General features: G+C 63.1%; 18 protein-coding genes. 6 read left to right on the top strand and 12 right to left on the bottom strand.

Features of this window, described 5'->3' with window-relative positions:
* Nucleotides 1-28: 28 nt before the first annotated feature.
* A complete protein-coding gene (gene lepA / locus HMPREF2736_RS08860) occupies nt 29-1885 on the top strand; it encodes a translation elongation factor 4 (RefSeq protein WP_070829408.1) in 1857 nt (618 codons plus the stop codon).
* Between the two features lie 100 nt (nt 1886-1985).
* On the opposite strand, the gene HMPREF2736_RS08865 is transcribed toward lepA, so the two are convergent.
* Nucleotides 1986-2942 (bottom strand): hypothetical protein, encoded by a 957-nt coding sequence (locus tag HMPREF2736_RS08865; RefSeq protein ID WP_141761192.1) that lies wholly within the window; start codon nt 2940-2942, stop codon nt 1986-1988.
* 58 nt (nt 2943-3000) lie between these two features.
* On the opposite strand from HMPREF2736_RS08865, the gene HMPREF2736_RS08870 reads away from it, so the two are divergent.
* Entirely contained in the window at nt 3001-4179 is a 1179-nt protein-coding gene (locus HMPREF2736_RS08870; protein WP_246822130.1) for an alpha/beta fold hydrolase, read from the top strand.
* Here HMPREF2736_RS08870 and HMPREF2736_RS08875 read toward each other — a convergent pair whose 3' ends face one another.
* The 10 genes from HMPREF2736_RS08875 to HMPREF2736_RS08920 all read right to left on the bottom strand — a co-directional run bounded on the left by HMPREF2736_RS08875 (nt 4180) and on the right by HMPREF2736_RS08920 (nt 16020).
* Nucleotides 4180-6108 carry a BCCT family transporter gene (locus HMPREF2736_RS08875; protein ID WP_083323054.1) on the bottom strand — a complete coding sequence of 643 codons (1929 nt, stop codon included), beginning with the start codon at nt 6106-6108 and terminating at the stop codon, nt 4180-4182.
* A 21-nt stretch (nt 6109-6129) separates the two neighbouring features.
* Nucleotides 6130-7035, bottom strand: coding sequence for a ribokinase (locus tag HMPREF2736_RS08880; protein WP_070829411.1), 906 nt, complete (start codon nt 7033-7035; stop codon nt 6130-6132).
* Nucleotides 7036-7041: 6 nt separating this feature from the next.
* Nucleotides 7042-8373, bottom strand: a complete 1332-nt coding sequence (locus HMPREF2736_RS08885; RefSeq protein WP_070829412.1) for an ATP-binding cassette domain-containing protein — start codon at nt 8371-8373, stop codon at nt 7042-7044.
* Entirely contained in the window at nt 8360-9139 is a 780-nt protein-coding gene (locus HMPREF2736_RS08890; RefSeq protein WP_070829413.1) for an ABC transporter permease, read from the bottom strand. The genes HMPREF2736_RS08885 and HMPREF2736_RS08890 overlap by 14 nt, the downstream gene beginning before the upstream one ends.
* The gene (locus tag HMPREF2736_RS08895) at nt 9136-10059 is read right to left on the bottom strand and encodes an ABC transporter permease (protein WP_070829414.1); all 924 of its coding nucleotides are present in this window, start codon (nt 10057-10059) and stop codon (nt 9136-9138) included. The genes HMPREF2736_RS08890 and HMPREF2736_RS08895 overlap by 4 nt, the downstream gene beginning before the upstream one ends.
* Entirely contained in the window at nt 10056-11477 is a 1422-nt protein-coding gene (locus HMPREF2736_RS08900) for an ABC transporter substrate-binding protein (protein ID WP_083323042.1), read from the bottom strand. Before HMPREF2736_RS08900 ends, HMPREF2736_RS08895 begins: the two co-directional genes overlap by 4 nt.
* A 9-nt stretch (nt 11478-11486) precedes the next feature.
* Nucleotides 11487-12266 (bottom strand): GntR family transcriptional regulator, encoded by a 780-nt coding sequence (locus HMPREF2736_RS08905; RefSeq protein ID WP_070829415.1) that lies wholly within the window; start codon nt 12264-12266, stop codon nt 11487-11489.
* Nucleotides 12267-12335: 69 nt separating this feature from the next.
* The gene (locus HMPREF2736_RS08910; RefSeq protein ID WP_070829416.1) at nt 12336-13322 is read right to left on the bottom strand and encodes an LLM class flavin-dependent oxidoreductase; all 987 of its coding nucleotides are present in this window, start codon (nt 13320-13322) and stop codon (nt 12336-12338) included.
* A 58-nt stretch (nt 13323-13380) separates the two neighbouring features.
* On the bottom strand, nt 13381-14811 hold the full coding sequence (gene brnQ / locus HMPREF2736_RS08915) for a branched-chain amino acid transport system II carrier protein (RefSeq protein WP_070829417.1): 1431 nt from the start codon (nt 14809-14811) through the stop codon (nt 13381-13383).
* An 87-nt stretch (nt 14812-14898) separates the two neighbouring features.
* Nucleotides 14899-16020, bottom strand: a complete 1122-nt coding sequence (locus HMPREF2736_RS08920) for a MalY/PatB family protein (protein ID WP_070829418.1) — start codon at nt 16018-16020, stop codon at nt 14899-14901.
* Between the two features lie 73 nt (nt 16021-16093).
* Between HMPREF2736_RS08920 and HMPREF2736_RS12025 the strand changes: the two genes are divergently transcribed.
* Entirely contained in the window at nt 16094-16348 is a 255-nt protein-coding gene (locus HMPREF2736_RS12025; RefSeq protein ID WP_083323043.1) for a type II toxin-antitoxin system Phd/YefM family antitoxin, read from the top strand.
* Nucleotides 16341-16736 carry a type II toxin-antitoxin system VapC family toxin gene (locus tag HMPREF2736_RS08925; protein ID WP_353887091.1) on the top strand — a complete coding sequence of 132 codons (396 nt, stop codon included), beginning with the start codon at nt 16341-16343 and terminating at the stop codon, nt 16734-16736. The genes HMPREF2736_RS12025 and HMPREF2736_RS08925 overlap by 8 nt, the downstream gene beginning before the upstream one ends.
* Here HMPREF2736_RS08925 and HMPREF2736_RS08930 read toward each other — a convergent pair.
* Nucleotides 16733-18625 (bottom strand): ABC transporter ATP-binding protein, encoded by a 1893-nt coding sequence (locus HMPREF2736_RS08930; protein WP_070829419.1) that lies wholly within the window; start codon nt 18623-18625, stop codon nt 16733-16735. The two genes, HMPREF2736_RS08925 and HMPREF2736_RS08930, sit on opposite strands and share 4 nt — an antisense overlap.
* A 72-nt stretch (nt 18626-18697) precedes the next feature.
* Here HMPREF2736_RS08930 and HMPREF2736_RS08935 point away from each other — a divergent pair, with 72 nt between their 5' ends.
* Together HMPREF2736_RS08935 and HMPREF2736_RS08940 are read left to right on the top strand one after the other, a co-directional pair.
* A complete protein-coding gene (locus tag HMPREF2736_RS08935; protein WP_070613993.1) occupies nt 18698-19252 on the top strand; it encodes a hypothetical protein in 555 nt (184 codons plus the stop codon).
* A gap of 10 nt (nt 19253-19262) precedes the next feature.
* Nucleotides 19263-21224, top strand: a complete 1962-nt coding sequence (locus HMPREF2736_RS08940; protein WP_070829420.1) for a M3 family metallopeptidase — start codon at nt 19263-19265, stop codon at nt 21222-21224.
* The last annotated feature ends 21 nt before the right edge of the window (nt 21225-21245 follow it).

The following is a 21245-nucleotide window of genomic DNA, read 5'->3' on the forward strand; positions in this document are numbered from 1 at the left end:
GTCGCGCGACACGTAAGATGAAGCAATTATGGCTGCCAAATCGACGAACTTCGCGGAAAATACGTTCACGGACCCCGCCCGCATCCGTAACTTCTGCATTATCGCCCACATCGACCATGGTAAGTCCACGCTGGCAGACCGCATTTTGCAGCTGTCCAACGTGGTGGACGAGCGTGAGATGCGCGACCAGTACCTCGACAGCATGGACATCGAGCGCGAACGCGGCATCACCATCAAGGCCCAAAACGTTCGCCTCCCATGGGTGCCCAAGACCGGCGCGCACGCGGGTGAAGAGATGGTGTTGCAGATGATCGACACCCCAGGCCACGTGGACTTTTCCTACGAGGTTGCCCGCTCCCTCGACGCGTGCGAGGGCGCAATTTTGCTTGTCGACGCAGCCCAAGGCATCGAAGCCCAAACCCTGGCCAATCTCTACATGGCCATCGACAACGACCTGGAAATCATCCCGGTCCTGAACAAGATCGACCTGCCGGCAGCCGACCCGGAAAAGTACGCACTCGAGATCGCCAACATCATCGGCTGCGAACCGGAAGACGTGCTGCGCGTGTCCGGCAAGACGGGCGAGGGCGTGCCGGAACTGCTCGACCGCGTCGTTGAGCTGATCCCGGCTCCGGAGTCCGAGCACGGCGCAGAGGCGCCGGCCCGCGCCCTGATTTTCGACTCCGTCTACGACACCTACCGCGGCGTTGTCACCTATGTGCGCATGATGGACGGCCGCCTCGAGCCGAACCAGAAGGTGCAGATGATGAACACCGGCACCACGCTCGAGATCCTAGAAATCGGCGTGGTCTCACCCACGATGAAGAAGACCAAGGGGCTTGGCCCGGGCGAGGTCGGCTACGTGATCACCGGCGTGAAGGACGTGCGCGAGACCCGCGTCGGTGACACCGTCACCTGGGCTTCCAAGGGCGCTTCGGAGCCGTTGGAAGGCTTCGAGGAAGTGAAGCCGATGGTGTACTCGGGCCTGTTCCCAGTCTCCCAGGAAGACTTCCCGGCCCTGCGCGAATCGCTAGAGAAGCTGCAGCTTAACGACGCCTCCCTCACCTGGGAGCCCGAGACCTCCGTCGCCCTCGGCTTCGGTTTCCGCTGCGGCTTTCTGGGCCTGCTGCACATGGAGATCACCCGCACCCGCCTCGAGCGCGAATTCGACCTGGACCTGATCTCCACCGCGCCGTCGGTCACCTACCGCGTGATCGCCGAAGACGGCACCGAGCAGATGGTGCACAACCCGTCCGACTGGCCCGGCGGCAAAATCCCCGAGGTGTACGAGCCGATCGTGAACATGACGATCATCGTGCCCCAGGAGTTCGTCGGCTCCACCATGGAACTGTGCCAGTCCAAGCGCGGCCAGATGAAGAACATGGAGTACCTCTCCGAGGACCGCGTGGAGTTGCGCTACCTCATGCCGCTCGGCGAGATCATCTTCGACTTCTTCGACATGCTGAAGTCCCGCACCAAGGGCTACGCATCGCTCAACTACGAAGAAGCCGGCGAGCAGCAGGCCGACCTGGTCAAGGTGGACATCCTGCTCCAAGGCGAACCCGTGGATGCGTTCTCCGCCATCGTGCACAAGGACTCTGCCCAGTGGTACGGCAACAAGATGACCAAGAAGCTCAAAGAGCTCATCCCACGCCAGCAGTTCGAAGTACCCGTCCAGGCGGCGATCGGTTCGAAGATCATCGCCCGCGAAAACATCCGTGCCCTGCGTAAGGACGTGCTGTCGAAGTGCTACGGCGGCGACATTTCCCGTAAGCGCAAGCTGCTGGAGAAGCAGAAGGCCGGTAAGAAGCGCATGAAGTCCATCGGTTCGGTCACCGTGCCGCAGGAGGCATTCGTGGCGGCGCTGTCCACCGACGAGGAGTAGTTCGGCGCCCTAGTTTGATGTAAAACCACGCAGTACCGCCTGCGTGGTTTTACACTTTGCCCAGGTCGCTACCGTGGGCCTTGTAACATCTTGCATCGCGCTAGCGCCGACGCGCCTGCCGGATCGTTTTCTCCACGACCTCGACGCATTGCTGCATGGTTTTCGACCCCGCCCGGGGAACCGTCCAACCATGAAGCATCGATGTCAGGTTGATGGACGTATCTAACTGTCGTTGGTCGTACTCCCAGTGGTGTCGGCCGTCGAACATGATCCCGATCTTGAGTTCGGGGATGGCAAAATCAAAGGTCGTAATGGCTTTGCCGCCCACTGTCAGCGGATACTGCTCTACGAGCGTGTGGCCGTAGTTGCGAACCACTGGCTGGAGGAGCAACCGCAGTTCGGTTTCTTTCGGCGAATCGGCAGTTGAACGGGACAGATCGAGCACCCGAGACAGCCACCGTTGATTGATTTGCCGAAGGGCGCTGGCGCGAATGTCTTCCGCCTGTAGTCCGAGGTGTCGACGGGCGCAGTCGACAAGTTGTACAGCCTTGACCATTTCTGGGCTCACACCGGGGATTGGCTCTGTCTGCCACGAGTGTTCGCCTCGTCGAATTTGTTGCAGAGCCTGCACGGTTGCACGTAATGGTCGAGAAACGCGGATGGGCACACCGCGGTGGGTGAGGGTCCATGTTTCTGTGTGTGGGGCGTGGAGTCGTGCGACGGAGGGACGTATAGCGGAAGCGGTGAGTTTTTGGGGTGTGGGTGCTCGCAGAGTAGTGTCTGCGCCTTCAACGAGATACGGCAATCCGTAGAGAGCGAGCGCGGAGAATCCGCACACCACGCTGCCTGGGCGTTCGTACGCGTGGACGACGGCGCGCACGGCTGCGGGCACGTCGTATTTCTGGTTGTGTGGGTGGTGTCGTGCCGCGAGTTGGACTGCCCATTGTTCCAGGCTGTGGCGCTCGTGGATGAAGCGTTGTTTGCTAACAGGCAGGTAGTTTTGTCCGCGTTCCATCTGGGACGCATTGACGATGGTTGGCGGGAATTCGATGTTCATTCCGTCGTACATAACTATTTGACGTGGAAAGCCTCGCCCCGGTTCCTACAATCACCGTATGCGTGAAATTGTGTTGAACCGTGGCGGCTTTTCCGTTTTCGCCCGCATCTTCGGCGAGGCGGATGCTCCGGCGTTGTTGTTCCTGCAGGGTGGGCCGGGGTTTCCGGCGCCGCGTGAGCGGTTTGAGTGGGTGGAGACTGCGCTCGAGCGTGGCTACCAGGTGGTCATGTTGGACCAGCGGGGGACGGGGCGCTCGACCAGGATTGATTCGGCGACGCCGTCGCTTATCGACGACACCGTGCTCACCCAGCTTCGCGCCAGCGACATCATCGCCGATGCGGAAGCCTTGCGTGAGGAGATGGGGCTGAAACAGTGGGATGTGCTGGGCCAATCCTTTGGCGGGTTCTGCCTGACGCATTATTTGGCCGTGCACCCGGAGAGTGTGGGGAGGGCGTTGTTTACGGGCGGGTTGCCGTCGATAAGCGAGGGCGTAGAGAGCGTCTACCGTGCGACCTTTGCCAAGCTCAAGCGCCGCCACCTGCAGTTCAACGAGCAGTACCCGGAGGCTGAGCGGACGATCCGCGAGGTGTGTCGCCACCTGGAGGCGGAGGAGGAACTGCTGCCTACCGGCGAGCGGCTGAGCGCGCGGCGCCTGCGCACCCTCGGTATTGAGTTGGGGCGCGAGGACGGGTTCGCGTCGCTGGCGCAGTTGTTTGAGGCGCCGTTTCACCCGAACGGCAGGCTGCGCACGGACTTTTTGGCGTCGGTGGGGGAGCGCGTGAGTTTCGCCAAAGGCCCTCTGTATGCGGCGGTGCACGAGTCGATCTACGGCGGCACGGTGCCGGGGGCGACGAACTGGGCGGCGGAGCGGGTCTCTCGCGAACTTGCAGGGTTTGCGCCGGACGCTAGCCCTGACGACGAAGAGTTTTACCTCACCGGCGAGCACATCTTCCCGTTCCAATTCGACGAGGACCCGGAGCTGCGCCCGTTCAAGGCTGCAGCAGAGGCGCTGGCAGTAAAGGACGACTGGGACAACCTCTACGCCGGGCTCGGTTCGGGCCACGACGCATACGCGGCGGTGTACACCGACGACATCTATGTGCCGCGCGAGCTGTCGCTGGCTACCGCGGATGTCATCGGTGCGAAGGTGTTTGAGACGGACCAGTTCCAGCACGACGGGCTGCGCCGCCACGGCAAGGCGGTGCTCGGCCGCCTGCTGGACATGGCGGGGAAGTAGCTAGCCGCGGTTGTCTTCGGCGGCGGTGCCGGTGCCGGTGGCGGTGCCGCTGTCGGTGTTCGTGCTGTCTTCGTCTTCGGCCTGGTAGCCGTCGGACCATTCGCCGGTTTCGTAGTCGTAGCCGACGGGGGTGCCTTCTTCGTCGGTGCGTCGATACCAGTCGGTGTATTCGTCGGACGTGGAATCGAACTCGGCACCTGCGCCTTCGCCTGCTGCGGAGGGCTCGACCACGATTTCAAAGTCGTCGCCGTATTCTTCGATGCCTCGGATGACGGCGGACTTCACCGCGTTGCGGGCGTAGGAATTGCGGATGGCGATGGGGTCGGTGGAGAGGTCCTTGATAAACGAGTACATCAGCAGCAGGATGACCACCGAGAACGGCATTGCGGATAGGATGGTCAGGGATTGTAGGCCGGACAGGGCGTCTTCGCCGCCGGAGAGCAGCATGACCACAGCGATGCCCATCATGGCCAGTCCCCAGAAGACCACCACGAGTTTGTTCGGCTCGGGGTCGCCCTTGGACGACATGGAGCCCATGATCGTGGAGGCGGAGTCTGCGGAGGTGATGAAGAACACCGCGAGGATGCCGATGAGGATGTACGGGGTGATCTCCGCCAGCGGCATTTCGCCGAACATGTTGAAGAGCACTTGCTGCGGGGTGGCGGTGCCGTCGAAGCCTTCGCGCCCTTCGCGGGAGAAGGTGATAGCGGTGCCGCCGAAGATGGTGAACGCGCAGATGAGCACGGCAGTGGGGACGAGGGTGGTCACCACGGCGAATTGGCGCAGGGTGCGTCCGCGGGAGATTCGTGCGATGAACATGCCGACGAACGGCCCCCAGGCGATCCACCACGCCCAGTAGAAGGCAGTCCAGGCGGACTGGAAGTCGAGGGTGTCTTCACCCCAGGACAGTGAGCGCGACGCCATGTCGAAGAAGCGGTCGGCGTAGACCAGGGTGCCTGACGGCAGCAGGTTGACCAGCAGCAGGGTTGGCCCGGTGGCGAAGATGAACAGGATGGCCGCCGACGTCAACGAGATGTTGATATTCGACAGGATGCGGATGCCTTTGCCCACACCAGAGACGGCGGAGATAACAAAGCCGATGGTGAGCACGCCCATGACGGTCAGCAGCACGCCCATGGGGGCGGAGTCGCCGCTGCGCATGATGGCGATCCCGTCGCCGATCTGCAGGGTAGAAATACCCAGCGTGGCCGCGGTGCCGAACAGGGTGGCCACGATCGCCAGGATGTCGATGATGGTGCCGAAAGGGCCTGAGCGCTTGAACACCGGGGTAAACAGCGACGACATAAGCGTGGGTCGTCCGCGGCGGTAGCAGGAGTAGGCCATGGCGCCGCCGACCAGTGCGTAGAGCGCCCACGGGGAGAGGCCCCAGTGGAAGTTGGCTTGGGCGATTGCTTGGTGCAGTGCTTCTTCGGTTTCGGCCTCGACGGTCAGCGGTGGCGGGTCGAGGTACATGGTCAGTGGTTCGGAGGGGCCGAAGAAGAAGATGCCTACGCCGATGCCTGCAGCGAACATCATGGCGACCCAGGAGAAGAACGAGTATTCGGGTTCTTCGTCGTCTTTGCCCAGTGTGATGTTGCCGAAGCGAGAGAACGCCAGCACTGCCATGATGATGACGCAGGCGACGAGCACGATGTTGAAGAGCCAGCCGAAGTTGCGAAGGCCCCATGACAGTGCGCTTGACGCGCTCGAGCCGACCTGTTCTGGGGAGGTCACGCCCCAGATGATGAAGGCAAGGATGGCTGCGGCGGTCACGCCGAAAACGACTTTGTCCAGGCTGAAGTTGTGGCGTGATTCTTCGACGCTGATGCCCGGGACGAGGCCGGGGTGCATGTCGTCGGGGTAGACGCCTTGTGTGCGTTGGACGCGCATGGGGCGTTTATTGCTTGTCGACGACGACCGTCGCGGCATCATCTGAGGGCTCATTTGGGTTTACGCTCCAGGCAGGGTGTCGGCGGCGGTCGGGTAGGACGGTTGTGCCCCGGGGCGGGTGACGGAGAACGCGCCGACGCGGCACGCATAGGTGGAGGCCTCGACGAGCGTGTCGCCCTCGATGATGCGGGCACAGAACGCACCTGCGAAGGAGTCGCCGGCACCGACGGTGTCTACGGCCTCGACTTGTGGGGAGGGGATGTGGGTCAGCGCGTCGCCTTCAACCACGAGCGCGCCTGCCGCGCCGAGGGTGAGCACGACGGAGGCGAAGCCCGCGTCCTTCAGGCGGCGTGCGAGGTCCTCGGGGGTGCCGGTGGAGTCGTAGCCAAGCTGGTCGAGGATCAGGCCTGCTTCGTGCTCGTTGGCCATCAGTGGGTCGGCGGCGAGCAGGGCCTCGCGCGGTACGTCGACGACGGGGGCGAGGTTGATCACCACCCGTCCGCGTGCGAGTTCGACGGCGCGGGCGAAGCCGTCGGCCGGGATTTCGCCTTGCAGCAGGACAACTTCGGCGGCTTCGACGGGTTCGGCGTGGCGGGAGACAAAGTCGGCGTCGACCAGTGCGTTGGCGCCGGGGACGACCTGGACGGTGTTTTCGCCGTTGGCTGCGACGGTGATCACGGCAAGACCGGTGACCTCAGTGACTTCTTCGACGTGGGTGAGGTCGACGCCCGCCTCGCGCAGCAGTGCAGTTGCCGGGATGGCGTTCGAGTCGGTGCCTACCGCGCCGACCAGTGCGACGGGGGCGCCGAGGCGTGCGGCGGCGCAGGCTTGGTTCGCGCCCTTGCCGCCGGCGGTGATGCCTCCGCCGGAGCCGAGTAGCGTTTCGCCTGGGGTGGGGTGTCGTTCGACGTTGACGGTGAGGTCGGCGTTGATGGAACCGACCACGCAGATTTTTGCGGCACTCATGGGTGCCTATAGTACGGCGGCGAGCAGTTCTCGGGTGTAGGGGTGCTGTGGGTTGGCCCAGATCTCCTCGGTTGGCCCCTGCTCGACGATGCGCCCTGACTGCATCACGGCGACGGTGGGGCAGAGTTCACGCGCGACGTTTAAGTCATGGGTGACGAAGATGAGGGTGTTGGCGCCTATGGTGTCGCGAAGCAGGTCAAGCACTTGGTCCTGGATGGTGGCGTCGAGGGCGGACACGGGTTCGTCGGCAAGCAAAATGCTCGGTCGAGGGGCTGCGGCGCGCGCAATAGAGATGCGTTGGCGCTGCCCGCCGGAGAATTGCGCGGGCTTGCGGTGGCCGGCGCCGGCAAGGCCGACGCGCTTGAGCATTTCGTCGGAGCGTTGCTTATCGACGCCTACCTCACGAATCGACGCCCCAACCTCCATACGTGGGTCAAGGGAGGAGTACGGGTCCTGGAACACCATCTGCACGTCCCCTGTGACCGTCACGGTGCCGGAGGTGGCCTGGCGCAGCCCCGCAATCAGGTGGAGCAGCGACGTCTTGCCGGAGCCTGAGCCGCCCACGATGGCCAGGCGCTCGCCCTCGCGGACGGTGAGGGTGACGTTGTCCACCGCCATGGTGGCGCCGCGCTGCAGCGAGACACCATCCAGTTCGACGACCGGCTCGCCGAGCGTGACAGGGGCAGCGGGCGCGCCGGGCTCGGCTGCGGCGGCGAGTGCTTTGGCGTAGTCGGAGTCGCCAGCGACGATGCGCCCGTCCTTAAACACCAGCACCCGGTCGGTCATGCGGCGCACCACGGCCAGGTCGTGGGAGATGAACAGCAGGCCCATGCCACGCTCGCGGACAAGGCGGTCGAGCAGGTCGAGGATGTCGGACTGGACGATGGCGTCGAGGGCGGTGGTGGGCTCGTCGCAAATGAGCACGTCCGGGTTCTGGGATAGCGCGAGCGCGATGAGCACACGCTGGCGCTGGCCGCCGGAGAGTTCGTGTGGGTAGGCGTCGGGGCGGTCCACGCCAACGTCCTGGAGCAGGTCGCGTGAGACGATCCGGCCGATCTTCTTCAGCGGGTCGAGTGCGGTCATGGGTTCTTGGAACACCATGGCGACGGTGTTGCCGCGCACTCGGCGGCGCACGCGGTCGCGGGTGCCCACCATCTCTGTGCCGTTGACGGTGATGGATCCGGTCGCGGGCAGATCACTCAACCCCATGATGCTTAAGGCGGTGACGGACTTGCCGGAGCCGGATTCACCGATGATGCCCACGCGTTCGCCGGGGGCGATGTGGAAGGTGATGTCGTGGAGGATGCCGTCGATGCTGAGGTGCTTAACGTCGATCATTGGTGCCTCCGAGCAGGTTAAATCCCAGCACGGTCACTGCGATGGCCAGGCCCGGCCACAGTGCGAGGTGCGGGGAGGTGGCCAAGAACGGCTGCGAGGCCTGCAGCATGCGGCCCCACGACGCGTAGGGTGCGGGGGAGCCGAGGCCGAGGAAGGACAGGCCAGCCTCGGCGAGAATGGCGAGAGCTACGGCGACGGAGACCTGTGTGAGCACGATCGGCCAGATATTCGGCAGGACGTGGCGCCACGCGATCACAGGGCCCGACACCTTGGCAATGCGCGCGGCCAAAATGTAGTCGTTTTGCATCACCTGCAGCGTGCCGGCGCGGGCGACGCGGACGAATCCCGGGATGCCGGCGATGCCGATGGCTAGCACGACGATCCAGATCGACGCACCGAACACGGCGGTGAACACGATGGCCAACAGCAGTGCGGGGAAGGCGAGCAGAAGGTCGGCGCCGGCCATGACGAATCGGGCCGCACCGCGGCGCATGCCGGCCCAGATGCCCAGCGGCACGCCGACCAACGCGGAAAGCCCAACTGCGCCGATGGCCACCGTTAAGGTCAGGCGCGCACCGTCCATGACGCGTGAGGTGATGTCGCGGCCGAACTGGTCGGTGCCCATCCAGTGCGCTGCCGAAGTGCCCTGGAGTCGGTTCTGAACGTCGGCCTGTAGCGGGTCGAACGGCGTCCACACCAGCGACAGCAGCGCAACTGCCGCGACGGCCAGGACGATCAGCCCGCCGATTTTGCGTTGTGTTGTCATGCTTGCCTCCGAATCCGCGGGTCGACCACCGTGTAAGTCAGATCCACAATGAGGTTGACCACCAGCGTGAAGGCCACGACCAGCATCATCACAGTTTGAACGGTGGTGAGGTCGCGGTTGCCTACGGCGTCGAGAAGCATTGTGCCCAACCCCGGGATCGTGAACACGCGCTCGATGACCACCGCGCCAACGACCAAAGACGCCAGTTGCACGCCCACGACCGTGATCACCGGCAGTGCCGCGTTGCGCAGGGCAGACGAGTAGAGCACTGCGCGTATCGACGACCCCTGCGCCCGTCCCGTACGCACATAATCCTTACCCAACTCTTCACGCACCGACGCCGCAATGTAGCGGGTCAGAATCGACGCCTGCACAAGCGAAAGCGCCGCCACCGGCAGCACCACGTGCGCAGGCGTTCCCCACCCATTGGCAGGCAACCAGCCCAGTCGCACGGAGAACAACGCCACCAGCGCAATACCGACAAGAAACGACGGGACGATAATGCCCACCTGCGACAGTCCACTGACCACCGCCGAGCCCACGGAGCGGCGTCGACCCGCGATGTACACACCAGCCGGCACCGCAACGAGCAGCGACACCGCCATGGCCAGCAACGTCAGCGTGAGTGACACCCCGGCGCGCTCTATGACGGACTCGGTGATTTCCTTGCCCGAGGACAACGACACACCAAAGTCGCCGGTGATCAGCCCTGAAATCCAGTCGAAGTACTGCGCTGGCAACGGGCGGTCGAGCCCGAGGCGGGTGTTGAGCTCTGCGATGTCTGCTTCGGTTGCCGCCACGCCGAGCGCGATGCGTGCCGGGTCGCCGGGTACTGCGCGCAGCAGCGTGAAGATGATCAGGCTGGCGGCGACGAGCAGCAGCACAAAGCGCAGCAGGTGTTTGCTGATGGTGCGGATCATTTCTTCACCTCGTTCAGCCGTAGCGAGTCAGTGACCACGTTGGGGTTGGGCCCACTCACGCCTGGGGCGTAGAGCACGATATTGGGCGCGTTGACCAGGGTCAGCGACGCCGTGTCGGCCATGACTTGGTCGATGGCGGCTTTGATGTCGCCGTCCGCGAAGTGTTGCTGAGCCTGAGGCGAGTCGTAGCCCAGGTAGTAGTCCGGGTTGCCGAACAGTTGGGCGGCGTCGCGCGGCTCCACGTGGGCGATGAGTGAGGACTGGTAGTCGTGGCCCTTGTGCACTTGGCTGAGCCACACGGCGGGGAACTCGACGGTTTCCAGTTTGATGTTGAAGCCGACGTCGCGAAGTTGCGAGAAGAGCAGCTCGGATGCGGTCTGCGCGTACGGCAGGTTGGGCACCGTGATGGTGACCTCCGGGGTGCGCCCGGCGAGCAGTTCGCGGGCCTTGTCGGGGTCGAAGGGGTAGTAGTTGTGCCCGGTGAACCACGGGTCGGTCGGTGGGACGGGGGCGCCGCCGGTGTCGGTGGCCAGCCCGTTGTAGACCACCTCGTTGATCGCGTCGCGGTCGATCGCGTACGCCACCGCGCGGCGGATGTCGGGGTCGTCGAAGGGGGCGCGTTGGTTGTTCATGCTCAGTAGCACTTCGCCGTTGGTGGTGCCCACTTCCACCCGGATGTCCTCGGGCAGCGTCTCGATCAATTGCGGGGCTTGCATCGCCCACACCACGTCCGCGTCACCCACGCGCAGCGCGTTGACGGCGGAGACCGGGTCGTCGAAGTAACGCATCACGGCGTTGCGCTCGACGGAGCCGTCCCAGTAGTCCTCGCGTGCCTCGAAGACGATCTTCTCGCCGATGTCGAAGCGCTGCACTGTGTATGGGCCGGTTCCCAGCGGGTCGGTGGCCAGGCGCTCGATGCTCGCCGGGGTCATCATCGCGCCGGTCAGCGTTGCCATGGACCACAGCCACGCGTCCGCGTCACCCTCGATGGTGACGGCCAAGGTGTGCTCGTCGAGCACGTGCGTATCGACGACCGGAGCCATCTGGGCCTTCAACCCATTCGTCCACTCGTTTTGCACGTAATCGATTGAGAACGCGGCGTCCTCGGCGGTAAACGCTTTGCCGTTGGAGAACGTCACGTCGTCGCGTAGGTGGAAGATGAATGTGTCGCCGTCGAGGTCCCACGAGGAGGCGAGGTGGGGGATGGGCTGGCCGTTGTCGTCGATACGCACCAGCGTCTCGTACACATTGCCCACGAGAGCCTGGGGTGCAGCAGCGCCGCCAACGGTGGTGAAGTCCAAGCCAGCAGGTGCTGCGGAAGCCGCAACCACCACCTCATCGCGGGCCTCGGAATTGGTGCAAGCAGCCAACGTAAGTGACAGGGAGACGGTGGCTGCGACCAGCGTCCTTGAAAGCATGCTGTGAGATTAGTGGATGTCGGATTCCACCTGGAACCACAGGGGGGACGAGTGCCCCCGAACATTGTTCAATCCGAAGGACACTTTGTCCGCGCGGAAGATGTGCACGGCGTATTCGAGCACGTCACCGTTGTGTGTCAGCGCCTTCAGCGCCACCACAACAACCGGGTCGTCTTCTTCGATGCCGAGCTGCTGGGCCAGCTTCGCGTCGGCGCGCTCCACCGTGAAGGAACGCGACAGGTTGTTAAAGTCCGCACCCGCGCGAATGAGTTCGCGGTGGATGGAATCCTCGGAGGTGTCCACCGTCTCAATCACATCAGTCAGCGAAGCGTCGAAGTACATCACTTCGGCCACCAGCGGCTCGTCGTCGGCGCTGCGTACACGGTCGAGGACGTAGACGTCCGTGCCAGGCGCGATGTGCATCTTGTCGGCGACGTCTTCGTCCGCCTCGATGATGCCGCGGCGGTTCACCACCTCGCCCGGGTTCTTACCCATGCGGTACAGCCACGAGGTGGTGGACAGGATCTCCTCGAACGTCTCAGTGCGGGTATTCGACAGCACCAGGGAGCGACGCCCACGGCCCGAGGAGAGCAGGCCCTCCGCGCGCAACGTCGCTACCGCTTGACGCACCGGTCCGCGGGAGGTGTTGAACTGCTCGCACAGTTCGACCTCACTCGGCAGTGACTCACCCGCAGGGATATGACCTGCGAAGATCTCGTCGCGAAGATAATCGGCGATCTCTTCGTGCTGCTGCGGGCGGCGTAGTGGACCGGTGGGCAATTGAGCCATGAGGGTCAGTTCTTTCGTGGTCGAAGCGGATTTGTATAGCCAAATCCTAGACCACTGTTCACCAGAATTTTACTTTCCCCAGGAACCGGCCAAAATTTCCATGTTGCGCAGGGTTGCATCGTGGCTTCCGGACTGCAGCGAAATCATCAACTCGTCCGCATTGGCCAGTTTTTGGAAGGCCTCGAGGTATTCCGCAACCTGCTCGCCGGTGCCCTTCGCCGTGTAGCGCAGCATGTCCGTGATCTGGCGGCCCTGGTGGGAATTGACCACGGCGTCAAGTTGGTCGTCCGAAAGCATCGTTCCGCGCCGCCCCATGAACGCGCGAACCCGGTTGCGGTGCACGATACGGGTTTCCTCCACGGCCTCCTGCTCGGAATCGGCAGCCGTGACGTTGACCGCGGCGATGCAGTACGGCTCGGGGTGGCGCTCCGACGGCTGGTAATTCTCCTTGTAGTAGGTGGTGGCCTGCTCCAAGTGCTGCGGCGCGAAGTGAGAGGCGAACGCGTACGGCAGGCCCAGCTTCGCGGCCAGGGATGCGCCGAACATGGACGAACCCAGAATGATCAGCGGTACGTTCGTGTTAAACCCGGGCATCGCCGTCACGCCCGGCAGTGGGGACTCGTTGGACAGCCAGGCCTGTAGCTCGAGAACATCGTCGGGGAAGCGCTCGGCGGCGGCAGGGTCTCGTCGCAAAGCGCGGCCCAACGTCTGCTGATCAGTACCGGGCGCGCGCCCCAAACCAAGGTCGATGCGGCCGGGGTAGAGCTCCTCGAGCATGCCGAACTGCTCCGCAATGACGTACGGGGAGTGGTTCGGCAACATCACCCCACCCGAACCGAGGCGAATGCGCTCGGTCTTCGCGCCGATGTGGCTAATGAGCACTGCGGGTGACGACGACACAATGCTCGACATGTTGTGGTGCTCCGCGTACCAAATCCGGTCGTAGCCCAACCCTTCCGCCTTTTGCGCGAAAGTAACGGAGCGCTTCATCGCCTCGCCGACGGACTCGTCGGGGTAGCGGGTGCAAAAATCGATCAGAGAAAGTGGCGTACGCATAAGGCCCCACCGTACGCGTTTTGCGAACAATGGGGCCTCGCAGGAGAGCCAGGTGCGACTACGACTGCAGCACCGGTGCAGCGTCACCTTCGGCGGAGAGGTCTTCGCCTTCGATGGACTCCATGGTGCCCGGGATCATCGCAGGCTTCGGCTTGGCTAGGTCCACGATCAAACCGATGATGAAGGCCACAACTACCGGAACAACCCAGCCCAGGCCCTCAGCGGCCAACGGGGCCCACTGCACAATCGGGCGCAGCGCATCGGCTGCCCAGTCCAGCGAGATGAAGGTCTCGATCGCGGACCAGACCACGGCGACCCACAGCGGGACGAAGAACGCCCAGCTGAAGCGGGTACGTGCACGGAAGGCCGGCTCGATGAGCGTCAGGGCAATCAGGGTAATCGCCGGCGGGTACAGGAAGCCGATCACCGGGGCAGCGATCGCCATAACGAAGTCCAGGCCCTGGGTTGCCATGATCATGGAAGCGACAGCGAAGATGACAGCCCACACGTGGTAGGAACCCGGGAACTGCTCCGAGAAGTACTCGGCGGTCGCGGTGATCAGGCCGACAGCAGTAGTCAGGCAGGCGAGCAGCACGATGGCGGAGAACACTGCCTGTCCAGCACCACCCATGGTCAGGTTGGAGGCTTCAGCGAGCAAGCCTGCGCCGTTGTCAAAGTTGGATGCGCCCGGCATGACACGGCCAATGACGCCAAGACCGACGTACACCAGCGCAAGCATGGCACCGGCGCCAACACCTGCATAGATGGTGCCGCTGACCAGCGGGGCGCCTTCCTTGAAGCCGCGGCCACGCAGGGTGGAAATCACCACGATGGAAAACGCCAGTGCGGCAATGGAGTCCATGGTCAGGTACCCCTCGAGCAGGCCGGAGGTCAGCGGGCCGTTGTCGTACGGCTCCTGCGGGGTGGCCGGCTCGGTGCTCCAGCGGAATGCGGACACGGAGATCATGACGATCAGCAGTACGAGCAGCGCCGGGGTGAGGAACTTGCCCAGTTTCTCCATGATGGTGGTCGGGTTCCAAGACAGCGCCAGGGCGATGCCGAAGAACACGACGTTGAAGATGCCCGAGGCAACCAGCGAGTCAAAGCCGAACAGCGGAGTGATCGCGGTTTCAAACGACACGGCACCGGTACGTGGCAGTGCGTAGAACGCGCCGATGGAAAGGTATGCCAGGACCGGGAAGACCACGCCGAAGGCGGTGCCGGCGCGCTGTGCAAGGTCGCGCAGGTTCGAGCCGGACAGTGCAATCGCGATCACGGCGAGCACCGGCAGCAGCGATGCGGTGAGGAGAAAGCCGATGAGTGCCGGCCAGAAGTTGTCACCGGCCTGGACGGCCAGCATTGGCGGGAAGATGAGGTTTCCCGCGCCGAAGAACATTGAGAACAGGGCGAGCGCAGTCACGATGATGGCGCTGGTGGAGCGTCCATTCGTTGACTGGCCGTCTGCCCGTGAAATCGCTGTGGAACCCATTGGGAGAACCTCTCTAGCTAGTGTGCAGTTGCCTTAGCATAGACCACACGCCCGCTAGATGGGAACTAAGTTCCAATAGGTGGGACGTTAGATGGTGTTGATTGCGTCCCCGATCCGCTTGACAGCCTCTTGGAGAATCTCCGGGGAGGTGGCAAAGTTCATCCTCGCACGGTGCTCTCCGCCAGGGCCAAAGTCCACGCCCTCATTCATCGCAACTTTTGCGTGACGACGAAGCCACGCCGCCGGTTTTTCATCCACAAGCTTGGTCTTTGAGAAGTCCAGGAACATCAAATAGGTCGCCTGCGGCACCTCAATTGCAATACCCGGCACGGCCTTGGGGAGGTGCTCCACCAGCCAGTCGCGGTTGGCCCGCAGCTGCTCTATCTCTTCGTCGAGGAACTCACGACCATGCGTGTAGCAGGCCTCCGCGGCCACAATGCCGAGGGTGCCCACACCGTCTTTGGCTACCCCCGACATCGCGTTCCACGTACGAACGTCCTCGTCGTTGGTAAAGATCATTTGCGCGCACTTTAAGCCCGCCACGTTCCATGCCTTCGACGTTGCCGTCACCGTGATGCACACGTCCGGGTTGTTTGCTGCGGCGCAGACGTGGGCGCCGTCGAAGACGAGTGGCGCGTGGATTTCGTCGACAATCACCCGCGCGCCATGCTTGCGCGCGACCTCGCAGACGGCATCCAACTCATCAGCGGTAAAGATGTAGCCGCCCGGGTTGAACGGGTTGGTCACGATGATGCTGCCCGCACCGTTGGCAAACGCCGCGTCCACCTCATCCAGGTCGAGCCCGCCTGCGCTGGAGACATCCACACGCTTGCGGCCCGCAACCTGAGCCACTTCCAGGAAGGGGAAATACGCCGGTACCGGCACAATCACATCACCCTCGGTGAAGTACTTGATCGCCAGCATCACACCGCGCACCACATCCGCAACCGGAAAGATCTTTGCTGCGTCCGGGCGCCAGCCGTAGCGGTGCTCGTAGAACCCAGCCACCGCTTCACCCAAATGGTGCGCATGTGGCGCCGGGGTGTAGCCGAACATCTCGCGCTCCACCGCATCCGCAATCGCATCCTTTACCGCCGGGGCGGTGGGGAAGTCGCTTTCCGCGATGAACAACGGCAGCACGTCAGCGTCGAACTGCGTCCACTTACGCGTGCCGCGGGCTTGCAGGGTTTCAAGGCTGGGAAATTGCATGCGCCCTACGGTAGTGGGATTTTTTCTTTCGCGGACCCTTTTATGCCGTAGCGCGTGGTGCTACGGTCGGTGCATGACGGAGACAATCAGCCAGCGAGAGCTGCGAAATGAAAGCGGGCGTATCATGCGAGCGCTCGATGAGGGGGAGACATTTGTGATTACGAGCAACTCGCAACCGGTGGGTGAATTGCGACCATTACGAAAGCCACGATTCGCTCGAAAAGAAGACTTGTTAGCAACGGTCAGGCGGCTTCCGAAAGTCGATTTTGAAAAGTTCCGGGCCGATATTGACGAGTATGTAGACCAACGAATTGATCCGCGTGACTAGCAGAGGCTTGTTGGATACATCGGTGCTCCTCGATCTCGATGAAATAGATCCAAATCTACTGCCAGAGCAGTGGACAATCTCGTCTATCGCTTTCGCTGAGCTGGCTGTCGGCCCTGTTGCAGCGCAGGATCCTTTGGAGCGTGCCCGCCGATCAAATCAGGCCCGTGCAATCGCTGAACTAGTTGAGTGTATTCCGTTCGACGATCGTGCAGCACAAGCCTATGCCCTTGTATATGGGGCAGTGATCCGTGCCGGGCGAAAGCCACGAGGGCGTGCGTTTGATCTCTTGATCGCAAGCACTGCTGTGGCGGAAGGGCTTGATTTGTATACGAGGAATCCGCAGGACTTTAGAGGTCTTGAAGAACTTTTGAACGTGATTTCGGTTTAGTCCGTTGCGCCCTCGTCTTCATCTTCGTCGTACTCGTCGTCATCGCCCCCGTCGGCGGCGAAGCCAAATGCCTTCAACCGCTTCCTATCTGCAGCAGAAGAGGATGCCGTCAGGCGCAACAGCTCTGAATAAATACCGCCAGAGACAGCCAGATCTGCCGGCGAGCCGATCTCGTCGATACGTCCGTCGCGCAGGGTGATGATGGTGTCCACGCCGGCGATCGTCGATAAGCGGTGCGCGATCATGATCGTCGTGCGATCCCGCATAAGTTCATCCAGGCCCGCTTGGACGGCGCGCTCGGCTTTGGTGTCCAGGGCGGAGGTGGCCTCGTCGAGGATCAACAGCGGGGCGTCCTTGAGCATCGCGCGCGCCACCGCCACACGCTGGCGCTGACCACCGGATAGGCGCAGGCCGCGCTCGCCGATGATCGTGTCATAACCATCGGTGAACTTCATGATGAAGTCGTGCGCGTTCGCACGCTTGGCCACGGCAACGACCTCTTCCATCGTCGCGTCCGGCTTGCCGTAGGCGATGTTTTCAAACACCGAGCCGGAAAACAGCGCAGCCTCCTGGAACACCACACCCGTGGTGGCGCGCAGCTTCTCCACGTCCAGGTGCGAGATCTCCTCGCCGCACACCTCAAGCCTGCCGTGGGTGATGGGGTAGAGGCCAAGCAGCAGGTTCACAATCGTGGACTTGCCGCCGCCGGACTCGCCAACCAGCGCGATCTTCTCGCCCTCACGGGCGGTAAACGTCACATCGTGCAGCACCGGCTCACCCGGCATGTACTCAAAGGTGACGTTGTCGAATGCGACGACCGGTTCGCGCACCCTCAGCGGTGTCTGCTGCGTCGCATCGAGCGTCGGCATGCCCGAAGCCTCCGTCGCAGCGACCAGCTGGCGGTTCGCGGTCGGCTCGACCGGCTCGTCCATCACCTTGAAGTAGTCGCGCGAGCCGGCGATGGCGCGCTGCGCGGAATCGACGATCCAGCTCATCATGGTCACCGGCTGGCGCGCCATGGTCACCATCTGGATGAGCATGACCATCTCACCAACCGTGAAATGCCCATCGAGCGTGCGCGTGAACAGGATCAGGTAAATCCCCAAAAAGATCAGGTTCATGGCCACGCCGCGCGCGGTATCCATGGAGTGCCACCAGCGCGACTGCGGCCGTGTGATGTCCACCGTGTTGGTGTAGTGGCGGCCGAACTTTTCTAACTCGCGCACCTCGGCACCGTAGGACTTGGTCACCTTCACCTGGCCAACGACCTCGGCGAAACGCCCGTTGCCCTCGTCGATATTGGCGTTCTTTTCCTGCTCGAAAACCTGCCAGCGTTTCGACGTCAACGCCGTCAGCCACGTATACAGCGGGAACAGCAGCGCCAGCAGCACCGTCAGCGGCCAGTAGTAGTAGGCCGTGATGCCCAAAATGGCCACGACCTGCAGCAGCATCGGCAGGAAATTATTGGTAAAGGATTGGATGAACTGCGTGACGTTCGCAATCGAGCGGTCCAGCCGCGCGATGATCGTGCCGGTGACCTGGTTGTCGTAGTAACGCTGCGGTAGTGCGAGCAACTTGGCAAAGTAGCGCGTAGACAGAATCTGGCGGATGCGCGCCACCATCACATCGCCCAGGTATCCGGACACGTTGTGCAGCATGGAAGCGGACGCCTCTGCGACAAACAGCGCGATGGCGAGCCAGACGACGGTGCGGGTTGCGTTGGGCACGGGCTCGTCGCCAAGCGCCGCAATGATCGTGTCGGTTGCCTCCCGAATGAGGAACGGGGAGATAAGCCCAAGCCCCGCGACTATCGACGACACCACCACAACCGCGATATAAAACGGCCACAACGCGGAAGCACTGCGAACGACGCGCATCAAAGACTGCATAATTTCCACAGGGTACCTGCGCGGTATTGTGTGCAGCGAAGCACTAGTTACGCGACAGAAAACGAGGCGCACATGTCCATCCGCACGAGCACCCGGCTTGCCGCCGTCATCCTGGCCACGACCATGCCGCTGGCAGCTTGCGTGGACCAACAAGAAGACCCGATTGGCGACGAAACCAGCCAGAACCTCGAAGAATCCGTCGAATCGAAGGTCAACGACAAGCCCACCTTCAACGTTGAGGAAACCGACCCGAAGGTCACCGACGAGCTCACCGGCAAGTCCGTCAAGGATCCGGCGATGGAGTTGTCGTACAAGTGGCAGGGGACGTCGTCGACAGGCGTGGGCACCGTGGTCGTTATCGCGGTGACCAACACGTCCGACGCGCCACTGCCTGTCGACGCCCTGAAGCCGGAACTGCGCTACAGCACCGACGGCTCCTCCTACACCGACGCCTCCTACATCTCCAATGCGGAGAAGGCCCAGGTGGATGTCGTCGGCATCGATATGCCGCTCGGCCCGGGTGCCACCACGAACGCGAAGTTCCCCTTCGAGGTCGCGCAGGGCAACCTATGGGACGCCGAGTTCACTGTTGGCAACGTCACATTCAAGGGCAATTTGAGCTATTAGACTGTCGCGCATGACAAATCCTTTGCTTGCGCCATCGACGTTGCCCTACAACCTGCCGGACTTCGCCGCAATCCGGCTTGAGCACGTGGAACCCGCCTTTGAACAGGCGTTGGTCAACCACGCGCAGGAAATCGCGGACATCACCACCCAAGACACCCCAACCTGGGAGAACACCGTCGAGGCCTTCGAGCTCGCCGGTGCGGACCTGGACCGTGTCATGGCGTGGTTCTTCAACCTGCAGGGCACCGATTCCACCGACGAGTTCGACGCCGTCGCCGACCGGATAGTGCCGAAGTTGTCCGCGCACGTGGACTCGATCTACCAAAACAGCGAGCTCTACTCCCGCATCCAGCAGGTCACGACGCCGGAGGATGAGGAATCGCAGCGGCTTCACGACGAACTCAAGCGCCGGTTTGCACGCCGCGGCGCCGACCTGGATGCGGCCGGCAAGACGCGCCTGCAGGAGATCAACCAGCGCCTGTCGGAACTCTCCGAACTTTTCGGCCGCAACCTGCTGGCAGATACGAAGAAACTCGCCGTGGAACTGACCCGCGAGGAACTTGCGGGCCTATCCGAGGCACAGATCGAGGCCTACCAGGACGGCGAGCGCTTCGTCGTGCCGATCGAACTGCCGACCACCCAGTCCCTGCAGGCCGAACTCGAAAACTCGGGCGCGCGCCACAAACTTTTCGACGCCTCCCGCGCCCGCGGCCGCGACACCAACGCCGACATCGTCGCCGAGTCGGTGAAGCTGCGCCTCGAGCGCGCGAAGCTACTCGGCTTTGATTCGCACGCCGACTACGTCATCGCCGAGGAGACCGCAGGCAACGCGGCCGCCGCCCGCCAACTGATCGCGGACCTGGCGCCTGCCGCCGCCGCGAACGCCGAGGCAGAGCGCAAGCTCGCCTCCGAACTCGCCGGTGAAGACCTCGACGGCGCGGACTGGCCCTACTGGCAGGCGAAGCGTCGCGAGCAGGAACTGGGCATCGACGAGGCGGAGATCCGCAAGTACTTCCCGCTCGAGCAGGTGCTTACCGACGGCGTGTTCTACGCCGCCAACCTCCTCTACGGCATCACGGTGGAAAAGCGCGAGGACCTCAACGGTTACCGCGACGATGTGGACGTCTGGGAGGTGAATGAAGAAGACGGCACTGGCATTGGGTTGTTGCTGACGGACTACAACGCGCGTTCGTCGAAACGCGGCGGCGCCTGGATGAGCTCCTTTGTGGACCAGTCGCACCTGGCGGGCACGAAACCGGTGGTGGTCAACGTCATGTCGATCACCTCGAACCTGCTCACTATCGACGAAGTGACCACCCTGTTCCACGAGTTCGGCCATGCTCTGCACGGCCTGCTGTCGGACGTGCGCTACCCGTCGAACTCCGGCACCAACGTGCCGCGCGACTGGGTGGAGTTCCCCTCCCAAATCAACGAGAACTACGCGTTCGCCCCGGAGATCGCCCGCAACTACGCGCGCCACGTGGACACCGGCGAGGTCATTTCCGACGAGCAACTCGCCGCACTGAAGGCCTCGCGTCAGTTCGGCCAGGGCTTCCTCACCGCCGAGTACCTCGCGGCCAGCGCGATCGACCTGGCGTGGCACTCGATCACCGAGGACACCCCGTCCGACATCCAAACCTTCGAGGAAGAAGCCCTGCGCGAGGTTGGCCTGGACATCGACGGGCTCGAGCCGCGCTACCGCTCCACCTGGTTCAACCACATCTTCGCCGGCGGCTACTCGGCGGGCTACTACTCCTACCTGTGGGCAGAAGCACTTGATGCCGACGGCTACCAGTTGGTCGAACAGGAAGGCATCAACCGCGACACCGGCGCGAAGTTCCGCGAGACCATCCTGTCCAAGGGGTCCTCGCGCGACTACGCCGAGGCCTACCGTGCGTTCCGTGGCCGCGACAAGGACACGCGTCCGCTGCTGGAGCGTCGCGGCCTGGCGGGCTCCGACGTATCGGCATAGCCGGTTAACGGCCTGCGCTAC

The organism is Corynebacterium sp. HMSC036E10, assembly GCF_001836265.1.
Classification (GTDB): Bacteria; Actinomycetota; Actinomycetes; order Mycobacteriales; family Mycobacteriaceae; genus Corynebacterium; species Corynebacterium coyleae.

Bases quoted from the DNA above. Each gene is read 5' to 3' on its own strand.
- lepA (WP_070829408.1), top strand. From the start codon at position 29: ATGGCTGCCAAATCGACGAACTTCGCGGAAAATACGTTCACGGACCCC.
- HMPREF2736_RS08865 (WP_141761192.1), bottom strand. From the start codon at position 2,942: ATGAACATCGAATTCCCGCCAACCATCGTCAATGCGTCCCAGATGGAA.
- HMPREF2736_RS08870 (WP_246822130.1), top strand. From the start codon at position 3,001: ATGCGTGAAATTGTGTTGAACCGTGGCGGCTTTTCCGTTTTCGCCCGC.
- HMPREF2736_RS08875 (WP_083323054.1), bottom strand. From the start codon at position 6,108: ATGCCGCGACGGTCGTCGTCGACAAGCAATAAACGCCCCATGCGCGTC.
- HMPREF2736_RS08880 (WP_070829411.1), bottom strand. From the start codon at position 7,035: ATGAGTGCCGCAAAAATCTGCGTGGTCGGTTCCATCAACGCCGACCTC.
- HMPREF2736_RS08885 (WP_070829412.1), bottom strand. From the start codon at position 8,373: ATGATCGACGTTAAGCACCTCAGCATCGACGGCATCCTCCACGACATC.
- HMPREF2736_RS08890 (WP_070829413.1), bottom strand. From the start codon at position 9,139: ATGACAACACAACGCAAAATCGGCGGGCTGATCGTCCTGGCCGTCGCG.
- HMPREF2736_RS08895 (WP_070829414.1), bottom strand. From the start codon at position 10,059: ATGATCCGCACCATCAGCAAACACCTGCTGCGCTTTGTGCTGCTGCTC.
- HMPREF2736_RS08900 (WP_083323042.1), bottom strand. From the start codon at position 11,477: ATGCTTTCAAGGACGCTGGTCGCAGCCACCGTCTCCCTGTCACTTACG.
- HMPREF2736_RS08905 (WP_070829415.1), bottom strand. From the start codon at position 12,266: ATGGCTCAATTGCCCACCGGTCCACTACGCCGCCCGCAGCAGCACGAA.
- HMPREF2736_RS08910 (WP_070829416.1), bottom strand. From the start codon at position 13,322: ATGCGTACGCCACTTTCTCTGATCGATTTTTGCACCCGCTACCCCGAC.
- brnQ (WP_070829417.1), bottom strand. From the start codon at position 14,811: ATGGGTTCCACAGCGATTTCACGGGCAGACGGCCAGTCAACGAATGGA.
- HMPREF2736_RS08920 (WP_070829418.1), bottom strand. From the start codon at position 16,020: ATGCAATTTCCCAGCCTTGAAACCCTGCAAGCCCGCGGCACGCGTAAG.
- HMPREF2736_RS12025 (WP_083323043.1), top strand. From the start codon at position 16,094: ATGACGGAGACAATCAGCCAGCGAGAGCTGCGAAATGAAAGCGGGCGT.
- HMPREF2736_RS08930 (WP_070829419.1), bottom strand. From the start codon at position 18,625: ATGCAGTCTTTGATGCGCGTCGTTCGCAGTGCTTCCGCGTTGTGGCCG.
- HMPREF2736_RS08935 (WP_070613993.1), top strand. From the start codon at position 18,698: ATGTCCATCCGCACGAGCACCCGGCTTGCCGCCGTCATCCTGGCCACG.
- HMPREF2736_RS08940 (WP_070829420.1), top strand. From the start codon at position 19,263: ATGACAAATCCTTTGCTTGCGCCATCGACGTTGCCCTACAACCTGCCG.